At 67.7% G+C, this 15,899-nt stretch carries 15 protein-coding genes; 10 read left to right on the top strand and 5 right to left on the bottom strand.

Annotation, left to right across the window (positions count from 1 at the left end; all coding sequences use genetic code 11):
• Positions 1–1,282: 1,282 nt before the first annotated feature.
• Both AC6CCG_RS11060 and AC6CCG_RS11055 read left to right on the top strand, forming a co-directional pair.
• Positions 1,283–1,699: a helix-turn-helix domain-containing protein gene (locus AC6CCG_RS11060; RefSeq protein ID WP_496654590.1), complete on the top strand. Its 417-nt coding sequence runs from the start codon at positions 1,283–1,285 to the stop codon at positions 1,697–1,699.
• The gene (locus tag AC6CCG_RS11055) at positions 1,692–2,219 is read left to right on the top strand and encodes a hypothetical protein (protein WP_496654589.1); all 528 of its coding nucleotides are present in this window, start codon (positions 1,692–1,694) and stop codon (positions 2,217–2,219) included. The genes AC6CCG_RS11060 and AC6CCG_RS11055 overlap by 8 nt, the downstream gene beginning before the upstream one ends.
• A gap of 339 nt (positions 2,220–2,558) precedes the next feature.
• Here the strand turns inward: AC6CCG_RS11055 and AC6CCG_RS11050 are convergent, their stop codons facing one another.
• Positions 2,559–3,449 carry an ArdC-like ssDNA-binding domain-containing protein gene (locus tag AC6CCG_RS11050; protein WP_496654588.1) on the bottom strand — a complete coding sequence of 297 codons (891 nt, stop codon included), beginning with the start codon at positions 3,447–3,449 and terminating at the stop codon, positions 2,559–2,561.
• Between the two features lie 565 nt (positions 3,450–4,014).
• Complete coding sequence (locus AC6CCG_RS11045) at positions 4,015–4,548, bottom strand: hypothetical protein (RefSeq protein WP_496654587.1); 534 nt, start codon at positions 4,546–4,548, stop codon at positions 4,015–4,017.
• 325 nt (positions 4,549–4,873) lie between these two features.
• On the opposite strand from AC6CCG_RS11045, the gene AC6CCG_RS11040 reads away from it, so the two are divergent.
• Both AC6CCG_RS11040 and AC6CCG_RS11035 read left to right on the top strand, forming a co-directional pair.
• Positions 4,874–5,746: a universal stress protein gene (locus tag AC6CCG_RS11040; RefSeq protein WP_496654586.1), complete on the top strand. Its 873-nt coding sequence runs from the start codon at positions 4,874–4,876 to the stop codon at positions 5,744–5,746.
• 26 nt (positions 5,747–5,772) lie between these two features.
• A complete protein-coding gene (locus AC6CCG_RS11035; RefSeq protein WP_496654585.1) occupies positions 5,773–6,777 on the top strand; it encodes a type I glyceraldehyde-3-phosphate dehydrogenase in 1,005 nt (334 codons plus the stop codon).
• Between the two features lie 35 nt (positions 6,778–6,812).
• Here the strand turns inward: AC6CCG_RS11035 and AC6CCG_RS11030 are convergent, their stop codons facing one another.
• The gene (locus AC6CCG_RS11030) at positions 6,813–7,451 is read right to left on the bottom strand and encodes a PIG-L family deacetylase (protein ID WP_496654584.1); all 639 of its coding nucleotides are present in this window, start codon (positions 7,449–7,451) and stop codon (positions 6,813–6,815) included.
• A 176-nt stretch (positions 7,452–7,627) separates the two neighbouring features.
• Between AC6CCG_RS11030 and AC6CCG_RS11025 the strand changes: the two genes are divergently transcribed.
• The 5 genes from AC6CCG_RS11025 (at position 7,628) to AC6CCG_RS11005 (ending at position 12,239) form a co-directional block, all read left to right on the top strand.
• A complete protein-coding gene (locus AC6CCG_RS11025; protein ID WP_496654583.1) occupies positions 7,628–8,416 on the top strand; it encodes a DUF4389 domain-containing protein in 789 nt (262 codons plus the stop codon).
• 40 nt (positions 8,417–8,456) lie between these two features.
• On the top strand, positions 8,457–8,723 hold the full coding sequence (locus AC6CCG_RS11020; RefSeq protein WP_496654582.1) for a DUF1876 domain-containing protein: 267 nt from the start codon (positions 8,457–8,459) through the stop codon (positions 8,721–8,723).
• Positions 8,720–11,362 carry a bifunctional acetate--CoA ligase family protein/GNAT family N-acetyltransferase gene (locus tag AC6CCG_RS11015; protein WP_496654581.1) on the top strand — a complete coding sequence of 881 codons (2,643 nt, stop codon included), beginning with the start codon at positions 8,720–8,722 and terminating at the stop codon, positions 11,360–11,362. Before AC6CCG_RS11020 ends, AC6CCG_RS11015 begins: the two co-directional genes overlap by 4 nt.
• A 4-nt stretch (positions 11,363–11,366) precedes the next feature.
• A complete protein-coding gene (locus AC6CCG_RS11010) occupies positions 11,367–11,834 on the top strand; it encodes a hypothetical protein (protein WP_496654580.1) in 468 nt (155 codons plus the stop codon).
• Between the two features lie 144 nt (positions 11,835–11,978).
• A complete protein-coding gene (locus AC6CCG_RS11005) occupies positions 11,979–12,239 on the top strand; it encodes an SHOCT domain-containing protein (protein ID WP_496654579.1) in 261 nt (86 codons plus the stop codon).
• A 64-nt stretch (positions 12,240–12,303) separates the two neighbouring features.
• Here the strand turns inward: AC6CCG_RS11005 and AC6CCG_RS11000 are convergent, their stop codons facing one another.
• Positions 12,304–13,170 carry a universal stress protein gene (locus tag AC6CCG_RS11000; protein ID WP_496654578.1) on the bottom strand — a complete coding sequence of 289 codons (867 nt, stop codon included), beginning with the start codon at positions 13,168–13,170 and terminating at the stop codon, positions 12,304–12,306.
• Positions 13,171–13,326: 156 nt separating this feature from the next.
• Between AC6CCG_RS11000 and AC6CCG_RS10995 the strand changes: the two genes are divergently transcribed.
• Entirely contained in the window at positions 13,327–14,028 is a 702-nt protein-coding gene (locus AC6CCG_RS10995) for a response regulator (protein ID WP_496654577.1), read from the top strand.
• Between the two features lie 29 nt (positions 14,029–14,057).
• Here AC6CCG_RS10995 and AC6CCG_RS10990 read toward each other — a convergent pair whose 3' ends face one another.
• On the bottom strand, positions 14,058–15,752 hold the full coding sequence (locus AC6CCG_RS10990; RefSeq protein ID WP_496654576.1) for a sensor histidine kinase: 1,695 nt from the start codon (positions 15,750–15,752) through the stop codon (positions 14,058–14,060).
• Positions 15,753–15,899 lie beyond the last annotated feature (147 nt).

Raw genomic sequence — 15,899 nt, 5'->3', positions numbered from 1 at the left:
CCCAGAGCCTTCGCCCCTACCCCGCACTCGCCCGTGAAGCTGCAGGTGGAGCGCACCACATCAGCGTTGGGCAGTGGGCGCGCTTCCGGGTGACTGCGGGGGACCCAGGCCGGGGCAGGGTCCGCCCCTTGCCCGTCGATCTACGGATCAGTTGCCGCCGAGTGGCTAAGGCTCGTCAGTCCAGAACGTTCCCGGCCCTGGTCAGGAACTGAATGGTGTGGCGCGCCCGGCAGGATTCGAACCTGCAACCTTCTGATCCGTAGTCCGAAGCTGACCGCTGACAGCCATGTCATCCCTAGTCAGATAGCTCATGGTGAGTGTCTGCACTGTCATCTTTGCCATGGACAGACAGGGTTTCATGGACATCGCCATGGACAGAGCCCGGCCACCAACGCAAGATTCGAACACTCGCCGAGAACTTCGCATCTTACTCTTCGAGACGAACCGCCGGAGAAGGTCAGGGGCGATCCCACGCCTGACTTGAATCATGAACGCCAGCCGGCTGGCACGGCGGTCCGACACCGGCTCGGACCATCGCCGGACACCCCTGTCCCGCGCCTCTGCCGGGACCTGATCGCCCAGCCCCCACATCAAGGTCGCGCAGGAGATCGTGACCAAGTACTGGATCACGCTGCACCAACCGAACGCGCCCTAAGCGTCATCCTCCTGCGAGGGCTGAACCCTAGGGTTACGATTCTGCCGTTCACTTTGGGGGGGACGTTGGGATCAGTCATCACTCGTCATGGCTCAGATGCCACGTGACACTGTTCATCAGTACTCAGCCTGTCGGGGCCAGGGCCTGCGGATTGGATTGCAGTGTGCCACCCGGCAACACCATCAGCCCCATTCCGGAGTGCCAGAGCGAGATTGAGGCGCTCGTCAATAACCGACTGGACCCACTGATGGCGCCTGCGGAGCACCTCCAGATCAGGTCTTCGTTACTCGCTGCCATGAGAAGAGCGAGGGAGGGGCGAGTACTCTTCGGCCGGGACGGGGCTGCTGAAGCGAAGGTCATCGAATCCTCAGATTTCCTCTATGAGATCAGGCCAGCCTATGCATCCAACCTTCGTCGGCAACACCGCCGGGCCGTACGTCTGTATTGCGCAGAGCCTCGGCCGGTAGCGGCCCTCATCCTCGCTCTTCATCTTGGTACGAAGCCTGGCGACCAGCCCGACGCAACCGGCGAGCAGCAAAGCTCCATCACTCGGGCTGAGAACCGTGCGAACGACTGGGAAATGGCCCGGATCAAGCAGGCTCTATGACGCTAGGTCATACTGACACCATGACGTCACAGCGCAAGCTCAGCGAGGCGCTCGCGGAGGCCAACGTCGAGAGCGCCGAGCTCCTCATGGAACGACTGTCGGAAGAAGCTGAGGCCGTGGGGGCTAGCCACGCCGAGATCGCAGAGTTGGTCGGAACCGACGAGGAGAGCATCCGCGCAGCGCTCTCGCGGTCGATCGACGTCACCCTGAGTGATGTTCAGATGATCGCGCTCGCCATCGGCGCCCATGTCGGGTACATAGTTACTCCCGCGGTCGACCGGCTTCTCGACAGGATCAGCAGCGATGCAGCACTAAAGACCGCGGTCGAGACCTGGCGCAAGCCCGAGTTCAGTGCGTTCGCTCCCGCGTCACGCCATGCGCTCCGCAGCAAGGTTGCGCGCGAGGTCACGCGCGACACCGCGTTGGCCCGTGGCTGAGACCGAGAACCGAGAGCCAAGCTGGGCCGGCACGCCGGCGTCGTTCGAGTGCAAGCCAGTTCGAGTTGAGTTCATCACGGCGGCCACCGAGATTCCTGTCACCACCTCCTGGGAAGTGTCATTCCTAAACGTGGGATTCGTCGACGCCATCGACCGTCACGTGGTGGCAGTCACAGGACACCTCGTCAACGGGCGGGAAGAGTCCTGGGGTCAGATCATCGTGGCAGGCAGCCTGACGATCGACGCCGCTACGATTGATCGGTACCCGATCGCCGCGCACGTCCGCGGCCACGTGGAACAGCTTTGGGACGTCGCGCGCCGAACCCTCGGATCCCTGTGCGCTGCGATGGACGCGCCGCCATTGGAACTGCCATTTGCTTCTCCGGCCGTTGACATCACGGAAGACGAGTTCGAAGACTCGGAGAACGAAGTTGGCTCGTCGGATCAAGCTCCGCTGGAGGGGCTCGACCTCTCCGCTGGTTCACTACCTAACCTCGGGAGTACCAGGCATCCCGGCTGATGTGGCCACCATAATGGCACCAACCGGCTCGATCCAGTGTCGGAATTCCTTGTATCTAAGGCATCTGCCCAATGCAGCCCCGCCGCGGGCTCGAAATCCACAACCCGAGGAGCAAAAGTCCGAGGTCCGGAGCACGTGGTGCGTCTCACGCTGGAATCCCTGCCTGCAGGGCTGTCTGACCTGGCAGATTCGGCATGGTTTGCAGGCATCTGATGGGCAGAGTGATGGACAGATGATCATGGACCAAGCTCCAGCGAGGCCCGCCATCCACGGGCCCGACGTTACTTGAACGAGTCCATGGTCTGAGCCGCAGCCCTTCGGCTGCGGCTCAGACCATGATCACGCAGCAGCGTGCGCTGAGGCTTCTCCGGTCAGTGCGTCGCTCAGAATCCGAACGGCGTGAAGGACCCGGGTTGCGGTGTTCTTGATGGTGTCGGTGTCGCCGTGGGACCAGCCGGCAACGTAGCTGATGCTGCTGGGCGCAGTGTCGAGCCCGAGCAGGCCGGCGACGACGTAGGCCACGGATTCGGCCTCGGTCTCCTTGATTCCCCGGTGCTGTTGGTACTCCGCCGCAGGCTCGTCGGCGTGCAGAATCACATGGGCGGCTTCGTGCAGCAGCGTCGATGCGACGTCAGCTGATGACAGGCTCGTCTCGATCACGACCCGCCGGGCTTCGGGGTCGGTGTAGCCGTCGGCGCCTTGGATGGTCTTGTGCTCGACGGTCCAGCCGCGCGCGGTGAGGTAGCCGGTCACGGCTTCGGCGATCCCGTGGGAGTCGTCCGCGTTGAGCCGGGCCTCGGCGATGGCGAACGGATCATTGTCGGGGTCGATCGGATCGGTCTGGCTGATATCGAACACGCTCAGCACCGGAAAGTACGTGACGATCCGCTCTGCCGCGTCCTCGTCCTCAACGGCCGGGGCGTCGTCGTCGCGGATCTTCTTCTGGGCGTAGCCGAAGATCTTGATCGACTTCTCACCCTTGCGGACCTGTCGTCCTTTGGCCTGCCACTGACGGAACCCGGCCACCCTGGTCGCGGTCGGCAGCTGGCCCATGATCAACATCAGGTTGTTCAAGCTGTAGGGGTGGAATGAGCGGGCGAACTCCAGGAACCGGACCCACTGCTCGGAGTTGCGGAGCTGCTCGACCTGATCGGCGATCGAGGCCTGGAGCTGCTCGGCCTGGGCGCGGCGTTCCTCGGCGGTCTTGGTGTTCTTGATCTTCTTCGGCATTGCGATCACTCCTCTGCTCGGTGGCCGTTAGGTGGCGGCAGCCCCGTCCTTGGGGGCCTGCCGGCTTCTGTCGCATGCCGGCCCGGTAGAGGCTCTGAGGTCAATCGAGTGCCGCAGGGGTTCTCGATCTGGCGGACAAGGAAACAAGCGAGCTCGCGAGCGCCGACGTCCGCCAGGCGAGAACCCCTGCGGCGGCCGATTGAGGTTGGAGGGACTGGGCTGGCACCAGGCCGCCGACCCGACCAGGCATTGGTTGAGATCCGGAGTGGTGGCTAATCGAGCCCGACGGAGCTAAATCAAGGGTGATCTGCCGGGGATGATCCTGCTATCGGTGCCGGTGAAGCCGCGGAATCCGAATTCTGTCGTTAGAGGTCGGAGGCCTCGAGAGGTGTTGACCGTCGGCACGGACCAGATTCCGGGTCGCTGCGTACACGGGTGCTGGCGGGACGTGTCGACCGCCTTCGCGACACAGGGGATTCCCCCGGCTCGGCCGGTCGGCTGAAGCTGATCATGGGCCGATTCATCAGTCAACAGACGAACGCCTCACCGGCGTGGCTGGCTGGAATCAGTCGTTCCGGTAGGGCTCGGTCAGACGCTCTGCCTCGGCTTGGTACTTCACGTCGAGCAGTATGCGGCGGGTTGCTGCGAGAGCGAGCGGATCCATGAAGCGGAATGCCGTGAAGCGAATCGCCCCGATCCAGCCGGACCGGCAGCGGGCCCGGGTACGCGCGAGCAACCGGCAGCCATTCGCCGGGCCGTCGATGATCACGAAGGCCCAGGTGAGGTCTACCGGCCCCGAGAACCGTTGCTCCAGGACGAGTGCATACGGTCGATCAGCACGGGCTACGGTCAGGCCGAGTCCATTGAACTGACCCATCCACAAGCCCCGCAACCAGGCACCGAACGGTTTCCCAGCACGAACCAGCCAGCGCCAGACAACACTGCGGTCCGCATCGATGTAGACGGCCCGCGTACGGACGAATCCAGGATCCGGGATGAGGTCGTCGCCAGGCAAGGACAGGCGGAGGTCGGACGGCGACGCACCCCAGTCGCGGATCTGGCGGTAGGCATTCGCCGCCGCCGCCGTGCCGACGATCACCGCGGCTCCCCCGAGGACATGCCGCGCCCGGAGGCTCACCGGCAGACTTCCGGTGGTCCGGAACGCCAGCGAGCGCTGTCCGGTTCACTCGAGGATGATCGCATCATCGGTACACCTTCCAGCGTGCCGCAATTGATCTTGAGACGTGATAGCCCAACCAATGATCTGAACGCTCGGCCCCGGCTGGGTAGGGCATTACGTCCCCCGGTGCGAGCCATCTTCGGTATCGGTCTCCTTGGTCATCCGTACCCGGGACCTTCGCCCCTTAATCGGCGCAAGATCACTTGCTGGACTGGCCGAGTCGCCGACAGAACTGGAGTTGATCATGGCCAGGTTCACCATGAACCGTCCGGTCGTCGTGGGAATCGACGACTCGACCTCTGCACTGGATGCGCTCGAATGGGCCGGCCGCTTCGCGGTGCAGCAGCATCACCCACTGCGCATGGTGCACGCGGCCGGCCGTCATCCGCGGAAGACCGAAGCCCTGAAACAGATGGTGGCGGCGAGGCTCGCCGCGATGAGTCCCAGCCCGCCCTGGGTGGCATGGAAGGTCAGGCACGGACCGGCCGCCGAGATCCTGGCCGAGGAAGCGGTCGCCGCACGCCTGCTGGTTCTCGGTCACCGCGAGCCGCAGCCCGTGATCGGTTCCACGCTGCGCGGCGTGCTGATCCGGGGCGCCGGCCGGGTCGCCGTCGTGCCCGGGGCGTGGAGGCCGGTCACGGCGCCCTCGCGACGGATCGTCGTGGGGATCCGCGATCTGACCTCTGCCCCTGCGCTCGACCTCGCGTACGACCTTGCGGTCACCCAGAATTCGACGCTGTCCGTCGTGCACGCGGTGCGCCGCCCCGTGCCGCACCCAGATCGCACGATCGCGCAGGAAACCAGGCGGATCGAGGCGGAGGGCCGGGCCGTCGTGGACGCCGTGCTCGACGACGTGAACCGCCGGATGGACGTACCGCTCGATCTCAGGGTGATCCAGGGAGAGCCGGGCGAAGTGCTGCTTCGGGTAGCGGCCGACGCCGATCTGGTGGTGCTCGGCGGGCGCCGCTGGGCCGAGATCCCGGTCCATGTCGGTTCGACGGTCGAGCAGTTGCTCGCGCACGGCGACCGCCCGGTCGTGGTCGCCCATCCGACTCCGCGCCGGTTGCTCCGCCGAACCAGGGGCGAACGCACATGGTCGACTCCGATCGGGACCTGACCGAGGTCCGGGACTGAGGCGCCGAGATGACCAGGATCGCGATCAACGGACTTGGCAGGATCGGGCGGGCGGCGCTCAGAATCCTGGCCGACGACTGGACCTTCGAGGTGGTCGCGGTCAACGACATCGTCGATCTCGACAACCTCGTCTATCTGATCAAGTACGACACGATGTACGGACGTTTCGGCCGATCCGTCGAGGCCGCGGACGACGCCTTGATCATCGATGGACGCAGAATTTGCGCGTGCTCCGAGCCCGATCCCACGGCGCTCCCGTGGCGTGATCTTCAAGTGGATCTGGTTCTCGAATGCACCGGAACGCTCACCACCGAGGCGCAGCTGAACCGCCATCGGGACGCCGGAGCTGCACACGTGATCTTGTCGGCGCCGTCGCCGTCGGACCCCGTACCGACAATCGTGCACGGGGTCAACAGTCCGGCCGGACACCCGGCCGTGCTGTCATGCGCCAGCAGCACGACGAACTGCGTCGCGCCCGTCCTCGAGGTGGCGCACCGCAGGATCGGCATCGACCGAGCGATCATGACCACGGTCCACGCCTATAGCGGCAGCCAGCGGCTCGTCGACGGTTCCCACCGGCAGGTCCGCCGCGGCCGGGCAGGCGCCGCCAATCTGGTTCCGACGTCGACAGGTGCCGCTCACGCGACCGGTCGGGTCGTCCCCGCCCTGGCCGGACGCTTCGACGGCGTCGCAGTGCGGGCCCCGGTCGCAGTCGGGTCGCTGGCCGACATCGTCTTCGTGGCCGGCCGGCCCACCGACGCTGCGGAACTCAACGAGATCTTCCGTCAGGAGGCCGCGAACCACCGCTATCGCGGGGTCCTGGCCGTTTCCGACGAGCCACTCGTCTCCGCGGACATCATCGGCGACCCGCACGCCGCCGTAATCGATGCCCAACTGACCCAGGTCGTGGACGGCACGCTGGTCAAGGTGATGGCCTGGTACGACAACGAGTGGGGATTCACGCACCAGTTGATCCGCGAGGCGCACCGCTTGCTCGAACGGACCGGACCATGATCATCCGATCGGGTGATCGGCTTCCCCCGAGTCGATCAGGTGGACCTGGTCCCCGGCACCGCGAGAACGGCAGCCGGGACGGTGAGGTACTCCCAAGGCTCCGGGCTAACGCCGACCATGGACCGGTCCTCGCTCGCCAGACGCATCAGCCGGGCGAAGGCCGCCTGGTGGCGCGACCGCTGAACCTCCACCGCGATAGTGCTCTCTCCGGCCGCCCGGCGCCGGGGCATCACACCGGACCAGCGCAGCAGCGGCACCTCCAGTACCTGCGCCACACGTTGGGCGGTCCGGAGCGCAACCCGCTGGCTCGGGCGCCGCCGTCCCGGCTGGTCGATAGCGAGGGCGGCGTCCACACGGCCGGAGGATTCGCAGACCTCCCGGGCGAGTGTCTTCACCCCGATGACCGGCAGCTCGGACAGTCCATGATCAAGAATCTCCAACTCACCGACCCCCAGCTCGTCAGCGGCGTCCACGATCCGATGGCTGAGCGCGACCCAGTGACCGGGTGCCGTCCCGAACCGTTGCCCGTCCGACAGCGACAGGACCTGGACGACCGAACCCGTGTCCGCGAACGCACGGATCATCCCACCGAGCGCGAAGACCATGTCATCCGGACGTGCGCACACCACCAGCAGGTGCTTCACCGACGGGACCGACTCAACCTGAATGTCCATGATCAAAACGGTCCTCCGGCCCATCGCGCGCCGCCACGAGCGAACGGCACGGATGCCGGGGACCTTCGGCCCGCTCGACGAGGGGCGAATGGAGAGGACTCGGCGACCGTCGGCCCTGACCGGCGGAGCACCGCCGACGAGAGGCTCTGGGTGTCGGACAACCGAGGAGATATCACATGGACGCCACCGCATATCCGGTCCGCATCGAGGGTCGGCTGGATCCCGAGCTGGGCCGTTGGCCGTGGCTGGTGAAGTGGCTGCTGGCTATTCCGCACTACGTGGTGCTGTTCTTTCTGTGGCTGGTGTTCCTGGTGCTCAGCATCGTCGCGTTCTTCGCGATCTTGTTCACCGGTCGCTATCCGCGAAGTATCTTCGACATCAATGTCGGCGTGCTCCGGTGGAACTGGCGCGTCGCCTACTACGCCTACGGCGCTCTGGGCACGGACCGTTACCCGCCGTTCTCGCTGGCGGACCGGCCTGACTACCCCGCGCGGTTGAGGATCGACTATCCGGAACAGCTGTCCCGCGGGCTCGTCCTCGTCAAGTGGTGGCTTCTCGCCATCCCGCACTACCTCGTCATCGGCTTCTTCCTCGGCGGCGGCGTCTACCTGACCACCGAGACCGGCACCACCCAACCGGTGGCCTGGCGCGGCAGTCTGATCAGCATCCTGGTGATCATCGCGGGATTCGCCCTCCTGTTCACCGGGCGCTATCCGCGGACCGTCTTCGACCTCGTGCTCGGCCTGAACCGGTGGGTGCTCCGGGTCGTCGCGTACGCCGCGCTGATGACCGACGCCTATCCGCCGTTCCGGCTCGACCAGGGCGGCAGCGAGCCGCCCGTCGACCATCCGGTCCGACAGGACGAACCGTCCCGAGGCACGGCGGATGATCATCCTGCCGCACCGGACCAACACTTCGGACCGACGAGCCCGACCAACCCGGCCGACCCGCACCCCAGCGCCTAGCGCCGCGTCGCGCGGCGACCCAACGAGAACGGAGCTGACTATGCACACCGATCGCTGGGAGATCACGATCTTCCTGAGCAACCACGAGACCCATACCACCGCGCATGCCCTGTTGATCATCGACGGCACCGAGCGCATCCGCGGAGTGGGCGCGACCCGGCGCAACCCGGACGACCGGGACGTGCCCGAGATCGGCGCCGAGATCGCCACCGGAAGAGCGCTGATCGACCTCGGCGGCAGGCTGCTGCACACCGCGGAGAACGACATCGAAGGCGTCACCCACCGCACCGCCCGGGTGCACCGTTGACCGTCACGACCCGAGCCCTGCTGACCGACGGCCGCCAGGTCCGAATCCGGCCGGTGACGAGCGCCGACGAGGCGGAGCTCGTCGCCCTCCATCACGGCCTCTCCGAACGAAGCCTGTATCTCCGGTTCTTCACGCCCAATCGGAACGCCGGCACTCGGTTCGTCCACGAGATCGTCGCGGACCTCGGGTTCGGGCAGGCTGTCGTCGCCGAGATGGACGGCCGGATCATCGGGCTGGCGAGCTACCAGACGCTGGAGCGTCCGACCGTGGCCGAGGCGGCGTTGGTCGTCGCCGACGAACTGCAGCACTGCGGAGTCGGGACGCTGTTGCTGGAGCATCTCGTCTCCCAGGCCCGGGCTCGCGGCGTCGAGCAGTTCCGGGCGGAGGTGCTAGCCGCGAACGCCGGAATGGTGCGGGTCTTCGCCGACGCCGGGCTGGAGGAACACGTCCACCGCGACGGTACGACGCTGACCGTCGACATCTCGCTCGGGGCCAGCGAGCGCTATCTTGCGGCCGTCAGCTCTCGGGAAGTCCGCTCCGACGTGGCCAGCCTGACCCCCCTGCTCGCCCCGGCGGCGGTGGCCGTCGTAGGCGCCAGCCGGAGCCCAGGCAAGGTCGGGAACGCCGTGCTGCGACGGCTGCTCGCAGGCTTCGGAGGAACGGTTCTGCCGGTCAATCCGAACGCCGAGTCTGTCGAAGGCCGTCGGGCGTACCCGTCGGTCGCGGCGCTGCCGATGGTGCCAGATCTCGTGGTGGTCGCTGTCCCGGCCGACCAGGTCCCCGCAGTGGCCGAGCAGTGCGGGATCCGCGGGGTGCCGGCACTGCTCGTCCTCACGGCGGGTCTGAGCCTCGCCGATCCGGGTGGGGCCGGCCGGAGGTTGCTCGACCAGGTGCACCGTCACGGCATGCGCCTGGTCGGCCCGAACTGCATCGGCGTCGCGAACACCGACGACGCCGTCCGCCTCGACGCCACCTTTCTCGCCCGCCCGGCGCCGCCGGGCGACATCGGTGTGGTGACCCAGTCCGGCGGTGTCGGCATCGCACTGATCGAGGCCCTGGCCGCGGCCGGCCTCGGTATCTCGACCTTCGTGTCGACCGGCGACAAGTACGACGTCAGCAGCAACGACCTCCTCATGTGGTGGGACGCCGATGACCGGACCCGCGTCGCGATCGTCTACGTGGAGTCGTTCGGCAATCCACGCAAGTTTTCCCGGCTGGCCCGCAGACTCTCCGCCAGAACGCCGGTGATCGCGGTGCGCGCGGCGGCGAGTCCGACCGCCCAGCGGGCCGCCCGGTCGCACACGGCCGCGACCGCCACCCCAGCGGTCACGCGCGACGCGCTCTTCCGGCAGGCCGGTGTGATCGCCGTGGACGAGTTGGAGGAGGCGGTCGCGACTGCCGCGCTGCTCAGTGTGCTGCCGACGCCTGCCGGCGGGCGGATCGGAGTGATCAGCAATGCCGGCGGCGCCGGCGTGCTGGCCGCCGACGCGGCGGCTCGGCACGGACTCGAACTGCCCGACCTCGCACCGACGACCCTGGACCGGATCCGGGCCGAACTCCCGGCGGCCGCCTCGCTCGCCAATCCCCTCGACACCACGGCGGGCGTCGACCCGGCGAGCTTCGCGGCCGCGGCCGGGCTGCTCGCCGGGGACCCCGCCGTGGACGCGCTCCTGGTCGTGATCGCACCGACCGCCCTCGGCGACCTGACCCCGGCGATCGACCGGATCGCCGAAGTCTCGGCCAAGCCGATGGCAGCCGTCGTGCTCGGGCACTCTGAGGTCGTGACCGTCCGCGGCGCGACGCCGGTCTACGCCGATCCGGCCGTGGCGCTCCGAGCCCTCGGTCACGCGGCCCGCTACGCCGACCGGCTGCGCCGCGACACCGGCGAGCTGCCCGCGCTGACCGACATCGACAAGCCGGCGGCCGTATCCGTGATCGAGACCTTCCTGCAGCGCCGGCCGGCGGGCGGCTGGGCCGACTGGGCGACGGCGCAGTCGATCGCGACCGCGTACCGGCTGCCGGTCGTGCCGGCGATCGTGACCCGGGACGCGGACCATGCCGTCGAGGCCTGGCGCCGGATCGGCCGACCGGTGGCGCTCAAGGCGATCACCGAGGAGATCGTCCACCGGACCGAGGAGGGCGGGGTCCTCGTGCACCTGGCCGACGAGGCGGCGGTCCGCGCGGCGCACCGGACGCTTACGGACCGCTTCGGCACGGACCTCAGCGGTCTGGCCGTACAGCCGATGGCCGAGAGCGACCTGGAGCTGATCGTCGGCGTGGTTCAGGACGATACCTTCGGACCGTTGGTCCAGGTCGGCGCGGGAGGCGTGCTGACAGACCTGCTCGACGACCGCGCGGCCCGGCTGCTGCCGCTGACCGAGCCGGACCGGCGAGAGATGCTGTCCGGCCTGCGGATCTGGCCGATCCTCAACGGGTTCCGCGGCGCGCCACCGCTCGACATCGGCGCGGTCGAGGACACGGTGACTCGGGTCGCCCGGCTCGCGGCCGATCTTCCACAGGTCGCCGAGCTCGATCTCAACCCGGTCCTGGTCCGGACCGACGGTGTCAGCGCCGTCGATCTCAAGATCAAGATCATGCCCGCCGCACCCGCGGACCCCTACCTACGACGCCTCAGGTGACACCATGACGACAACGGAAGACACCGACACCCGGCTGGCTCGGCGGCTCCGCTCCCTGACCTACCGGACGCTGGTCGTGATCACGATCTTCAACGCCGTCACGGCCGCAGCGGGCGGGATCGGGCTGCTGGTCACCGACGGGCTCGGGATGCCCATGACCTTCCTCGCCAAGGCCCCGTTCCAGACATTCGTCTGGCCCGGGCTGATCTTGCTGGTCGTGGTCGGCGGCACCCAGGCGCTGGCCTCCGTTCTGCTGGTCCGACGTCGCGAAGCCGCCCTGATCTCTTCCGCCGTGGCGGGCTTCGGGATGCAGATCTGGATCTTCGGCGAGGTGCTCGTGATCCGCGCGGGATCCGTACTCCAGGTGCTCTACTTCGGCACCGGCACCCTCCAGTTGATCTTCGTCCTCGCCCTGCTCGGCATCGTCGGCTGGCTGCCGCGGGTTCCGTCGCGTCCGGGCGGTCCGCAATGAGGGTCTGGGCCGGCGGGCCAGGGGCGAACGTCCTCGCTCCGGCCCTGCCGGGTCTGGACCGAGGGCATCCGGCCGCAGGCAATAGGTCCCTGGTGACCCTCCGCCGCGACGACGATCGTGGTCGGTGAGGAAAGGAGAACTCCGATGATGTTCTGGTACGGCAACGGCATGGGCGGATGGGGATATCTGCTGATGACCGTGAGCATGGTCCTCTTCTGGGCAGCGGTGATCTTCGCGGTCGTCGTACTGACCCGACACATCACCCGTGCGCAGCGAACGGACGGCGACAGCCGCCACGTCTCCGCGGAGCACCTGCTCGCCGACCGCTTTGCACGCGGCGAGCTCGACGAGCACGAGTACCGCTCCCGGCTGGACGCGCTCCGGCGCGGGCCGGAACAGCACTGAGGTATCGACCGCCCGGGCAGCGAAGGATCCGAGGGGTCGAGCACAGTCATGAGCTCTCGAGCGCTCAGGGGATCACGGCCACTGAGCACCTCGCCTGGTGCACCGCGCCATTGGCGACGGAGCCCAGGTGTAGTCCGTTACCCCTGCGGCGCCGACCGACCACCAGCAGCTCGGCCTTGGCGGCCGCCGCGACGAGGACGTCGACCGGATGACCGGTCACCACCTCGCCGGACAGGTCGAGCCCGGGGTGCCGTACCAGACTGTCTTCGACGAGTGCCCTCATCCTTTGCCTCAGCGTTGCCACCGCCCGCTCGGTGTGGGCGCGAAGGTCCCAGTGACGGGATGCAGCCGCTCCGGGCCAAGCGCGTTCCGCCGCAATGAGCGTCAGGGCGACGCTGCGCAGCGACGCCTCGTTCATCGCGAACTCAAGGGCCGAGCGGTCTGGGTCGGCCAGTTCGGAGTCCGACAGGTCGATCCCGAGCACGACGCCGGTAGCGGTTTGATCTTGCTGATCGCGGACCAGCACGACCGGACAGTCAGCCGCCGAGGCGACCCAGGTCGCCACCGACCCGAGCAGCTGGTCGAGATAGCCACCTGTCCCTCGGTCCCCGACCACCAGCATCACCGCGTCGGGGGCCGCTTCGGTGAGCACGGTCCACGCTTCCCCGCCGCGTCGCTGGATCTCGACCGGGCAGTCCGGCCAGACCTCCCGCGCCGCCGCCCGCGCCTCGGTCAAGGACCGGTCGGCGTCTTCCCTCGCCCAGCGTCCGACGGACGCGTGCGGGTCGTCCTCGGGCATCTCGTTGGCCCAGGCCGGGACCGCCGCCACCAGGTCCAACCGTGTCCTGTCGAGTGCTGCGCGTACCGCCGCCCACCGGACCGCGGCCAGGGCCTCTGGCGAGCCATCCACTCCGACCACGATTTCCGTCATCTGTCCTCCCGCTCGCGACTGATCCGAGGTCCACAGTCCAGCCGACACGCATCGCGCGGATTAGGGCCCGAGGCACCGGGCGGTCGGGACCTTCGTCCCGGAGATCCCGGCAGAGGACCATACGCATTCCGGCTCGTGTGTGGTTGAGTTCGGGACATGGTGGAACGTGAGCCTGATCGGCCCGTATCGGTGTTCGTCGTCGACGACCACGAAGTCGTACGGCAAGGGGTTCGCGCGCTGCTGGACGCGGATCCCGGCCTTGAGGTCGTCGGTGAGGCCGGCACCGCGGCGGACGCGGTGGCCCGGATTCTGGCGCTGCGGCCCCGGGTCGCGGTGCTCGACGTCCGGCTGCCGGACGGGGACGGGATCATGGTCTGCCGCGAGGTCCGGTCCCGGCTGCCCGAGATCGCCTGCCTGATGCTCACCTCCTTTCCCGACGACGACGCCCTCTTCGAAGCGGTGATGGCGGGTGCGGCCGGTTATGTCCTCAAGCAGGTTCGCGGCACCGATTTGATCGGCGCGGTGAAGACGCTCGCCGAGGGAAAGTCGCTGCTCGACCCGGACAGCACGCAGCGGATGCTGCGCCGGCTACGTCAGCGGGACGAGGATGCGGCGGATCCGACGAGCACGCTGACCGATCAGGAGCGGCGGATCTTCGAACTGATCGGCGAGGGCATGACCAACCGGCAGATCGGCGAACGCCTCTACCTGGCCGAGAAGACGGTCAAGAACTACGTGTCGAATCTGCTCGCCAAGCTCGACATGAACCGTCGGACCCAGGCCGCCGCGCTGGCAGCGACGCTGAAGGCCAGTCGGCTGAAGTCGACCTTCCGATCCTCCGACGGCGACTCCGCCTGATTTTGCCGAGGACAGGCGATCGCGGGGGCTCAGTCGATCGCGACTGGGACGGCCCAGACGGCGGTGGTGCCGTCGTCGTCTCCCGGTTCGACCCAGAACGTGCCGCCGTGCCGCTGGGCCCGCTCTTCGAGATTCCGCAGCCCGCTGCGACGCTCCGCCGTACCGGGACCGACACCATTGTCCGAAACACGAGCCTGGAGCTCGCCGTCGGGAGACAGCTCGACCGTGATCTCGACCTGACTGGCCTTGGCGTGCCGGACGACGTTCGACAGACACTCTTCCAGCACTGCCACCAGGTCCGCGGCTACGGCATCGGAGACATCGGTGTCGAGCAGCCCCGCCATCCGGACCCCGGGGGCGAAGCCGAGCAGTTCGCTCGTCTGGTCGACGATCTGGGTGATCTGCCGCCGCAGGCCCTGGCGGCCGCGCGGGCCAGCTGCGACCTGCAGGCCGAAGATCGTCGAGCGGACCTGCCGGATAGTGTCGTCGAGACCGTCCACGGCCGACTGGACCCGCTGCTCGACCAGCGGATTGGTGATCAGGTTAGCCGCGCCCTCCAGATGCATCCCGATCCCGTACAGGCGCTGGACCACCAGGTCGTGCAGATCGCGAGCAATTCTTTCCCGGTCCTCGACCAGACCGTACCGCTCGGCCTGGTGGCGAGCATCGGCCAACTCCATCACCACACCAACCTGCTGGCTGAAGGACTCCAGGATCCGCATCGTCTGGACCGCGAACGGAACCCCAGCCCGGCGCCGCGATACCACCAGCAACCCGGGCCGGGCCCCGGAGATCGGAAGCAGCAGCGCCGGCCCCGGAAGCCGGTCCAGCAGCGGCGCCGGAACACCGCTCGCCCGGACGTCGTCGATCAGCACCGGTTCCGTCGCGGTCGCCACCCGGCCGGATACCGACTCGTCGAGTGAGACCTCGAACCCGGCCAGGTCGGCATCGCCGTCGGCAACCTCGACCCGCAACCGATCACCGTCGGCGAACGCGATCACACTGACCGCGGCGTCGGCCATCTCCCGGGCCCGGGCCGCGACGATCGCCAGCGCGTCCCTTCGGTCCGCGCCGGACAGCAGGATCCTGGTCACCTCCGAGATCGCGTCCAGCCAGACCTCCCTGGCCTTGGTGACCTGGTAGAGCCGGGCATTCTCGATCGCGACCCCGGCGGCGGTGGCCAACGCCTTCACGATGACCTCGTCCTGCTCGTCGAACTCGCGACCCTGCAACTTCTCGGTCAGGTAAAGGTTGCCGAAGACCTCGTCCCGCACCATCAGCGGGACGCCGAGGAAGCGATGCATCGGCGGATGACCCGGCGGGAACCCGTACGACTCCGGGTGCGCGGAGATCTCGGGCAGGCGAAGGGTTTGCGGATGCTTGATCAGCAAGCCGAGCAGGCCGCGCCCGTGCGGCCACTCCGCGATCCCCTCCACCTCGGCCTCGGTCATGCCGACCGGAATGAACTCGGTCAACTGGCCGTTCTCGCCGATCACACCCAATGCGCCGTACCGACACTCGGCCACCGTCTTGGCCGCTTCGATGATCCGTAGCAGTACGGTCTCCAAGTCCAGATTGGACCCGATCGTGACCACCGCATCGAGCAACGCGTGCAGACTCTCCCGCTCCGACATCGCCTCGCTCAGCCGGCCCTGCAACTCCTCCAACAACTCGTCCAGCCGCAGTCCAGGCAGAAAGTGGCGGCGATCCGAGTCTGACACCATCTGCCTCCGCTCTGGCCATGCCCGCCTGTAGGCCGCTGGGCGCACGAGCGGGAAGAAACCATCGTCAGCCTTCGACGCCGCGATCGCAACCGCAGCGATCCGACTGCATCGTCGACCACGAGCGGACGCGGTCAACCGCTACAAACG

This window comes from Microlunatus sp. YIM B11417 (assembly GCF_059617205.1).
Note: the sequence above shows the minus strand (reverse complement) of the source record. Positions and strands in the feature narration are given on the sequence as shown.